Below are 1913 nucleotides of genomic sequence, written 5' to 3'. Positions count from 1 at the left end.
GTTGGTATCGATACAGGCGGAGCCGTTCGGGTAGGTCAGCACTACGGTGTTGTCCGGCTGCACCTCTGCGTTGGTCAGGCTCTGGCCTTTTGCCCCGTTGGCATGGGTGAAGGAGACGGCAGAACAGGCGGCCAGTAGAGCTGCGCCCACCAGCAACCCGGCGAGCAGTAGTTTTTTCTTCATGGGGATCCTTACCGGAAATAAAAAAAACCGCACCGAAGTGCAGCCTGAAAAGGAACCAGATTGCGTCTGGCGGACTTTACCCTGCCGGTGATATGGTTAAATCGCTAAAAGTAACTATATCAATGAACGGGATTAATTATGTTTGCAGAAATTAGCGCCTCACTAACCGTCATCAAAGAAGCCTTGTCTCTCGTGAAGATTATTAGCGAATCTAAATCGGAAGCAGAAGTTCAACAAGCAACCTGGAACCTTAGAGATAATTTAGCCTCATTACAGATTAAAAATCTTGAGCTAATTGAAGTTATCTCGTCTCAAAATGAACGAATAAGCGCGCTCCAGAAAGAACTGACTGAACATACAAGATTTGAAACTGAATCGAGACGCTACAGTCCGTACACCCTCGATACGGGTACGTTTACTTACGTGAATAACTCCGCAAAGAATCCTGAAGTTAAACCTCATTATCTGTGCGCACACTGCTACCAAAAAAGCGTAATAGAAATACTTTGCCCGACGGGAAAAGATACGACAATTCATGGTAATTATTACCCCCTGTATTCGTGTCCATCCTGTAAAAATAGATATGTGATGGAGTGGAGATTTAATCCATCAGCATTTAATTCCCCGGATAAAGCTGATGAATAATGTAATCATAATTCTCACCGCTCTACCGCTGCACACCACCAGCAACTGAATTCTGATCTACCAGATAGCAAAAAGCCCACGCGTTAACGTGGGCCAGTGAAAAATAGCTTAACGGGATAATCAGGGGTTGTGAGAGCTATCTGGAGCTTTCTTTTTCTCCGTAAGGGCCGGGGTACTTTCAGGCTGTAAGGTTTTAACCATACGTGAATGCTGTACACCCTGACGGGATGATTCTGAGCGAATCTGTTTACCGCTTATTACCACCGGCCTGAGGCTGTCATTTCCGGTATGCATTATTTCCGGTGTAGCCAGTGCAGAAAGCGTAATCAGCATTCCGCCAAACATAAGACATAGTTTTCCGCGCATTATTTACTCACCAGTAAAATTGATTAAGTGTTGCAGTGTGGAGTGCCTCTCCATGAGCCTTTGGTCAGCCACCGTGGCCCGCGACTTTCTCATTCAATCAGGGTCTGCTGTTTCGCCCCTACGCATAGTGGGATTCACCGCAACAGCAAAGCACACTACCCAACTTATCATCCCTGAGAAAACAGGTTTGTCAGCGCGCTTTGCTGTTGATGTTTTCGCATTCGACTGGGTGCCGTCCTGGGCTCCAAGCATGTCCACATAAGGTGAAAACATACACAGGCGGCCCCCATGCGAATGCGCCCTCCGGTCACTCAGTGCAGTCCCTTCATCGCAGACCGGGAGGCAAAACTGGAGCGGTCAGCGGGAATCGAACCCGCATCATCAGCTTGGAAGGCTGAGGTAATAGCCATTATACGATGACCGCTTTGGTGGTGCACTGTACTGGATTCGAACCAGTGACCTGGCGATTATGAGTCGCTCGCTCTGACCAACTGAGCTAAAGGGCCTGAAAGTTGTTGTGATGCCGGGTGCCTCCCGGTGAGCCTTTGGTCAGCAACCATGGCTCGCGCTTGGATAGTCATGCTTAGCTGTATAATGGAACTACAATTCGCTGTTTACGCCCCTCCGCACAGGGGGATTCATCACAACAAGGAAACGCACTGTCCCAACGTGCCCACGTCTGGGATTCATCCCTGCAGTACGTTTTCTTGTTGAATGAA

The 1913-nt window shown here is 48.4% G+C and carries 2 protein-coding genes and 2 tRNA genes; 1 reads left to right on the top strand and 3 read right to left on the bottom strand.

Annotation, left to right across the window (positions count from 1 at the left end; translation table 11 throughout):
• Positions 1–183 (bottom strand): hypothetical protein (locus VF709_RS24730; RefSeq protein ID WP_440232461.1); only part of this gene is annotated, 183 nt, incomplete at its 3' end.
• A gap of 138 nt (positions 184–321) precedes the next feature.
• On the opposite strand from VF709_RS24730, the gene VF709_RS24725 reads away from it, so the two are divergent.
• Positions 322–828, top strand: a complete 507-nt coding sequence (locus VF709_RS24725; RefSeq protein ID WP_440232460.1) for a hypothetical protein — start codon at positions 322–324, stop codon at positions 826–828.
• A 715-nt stretch (positions 829–1543) separates the two neighbouring features.
• Here the strand turns inward: VF709_RS24725 and VF709_RS24720 are convergent.
• Together VF709_RS24720 and VF709_RS24715 are read right to left on the bottom strand one after the other, a co-directional pair.
• Positions 1544–1618, bottom strand: a tRNA-Gly gene (locus VF709_RS24720).
• Positions 1619–1623: 5 nt separating this feature from the next.
• Positions 1624–1695 (bottom strand) — tRNA-Met (locus VF709_RS24715).
• Positions 1696–1913: the final 218 nt, after the last annotated feature.

The sequence above is a fragment of the Enterobacter sp. Lyrl_3 genome, assembly GCF_051948675.1.
GTDB classification, from domain to species: Bacteria; Pseudomonadota; Gammaproteobacteria; order Enterobacterales; family Enterobacteriaceae; genus Enterobacter; species Enterobacter cloacae.
This window is presented reverse-complemented; position numbering and strand designations above follow the sequence as displayed.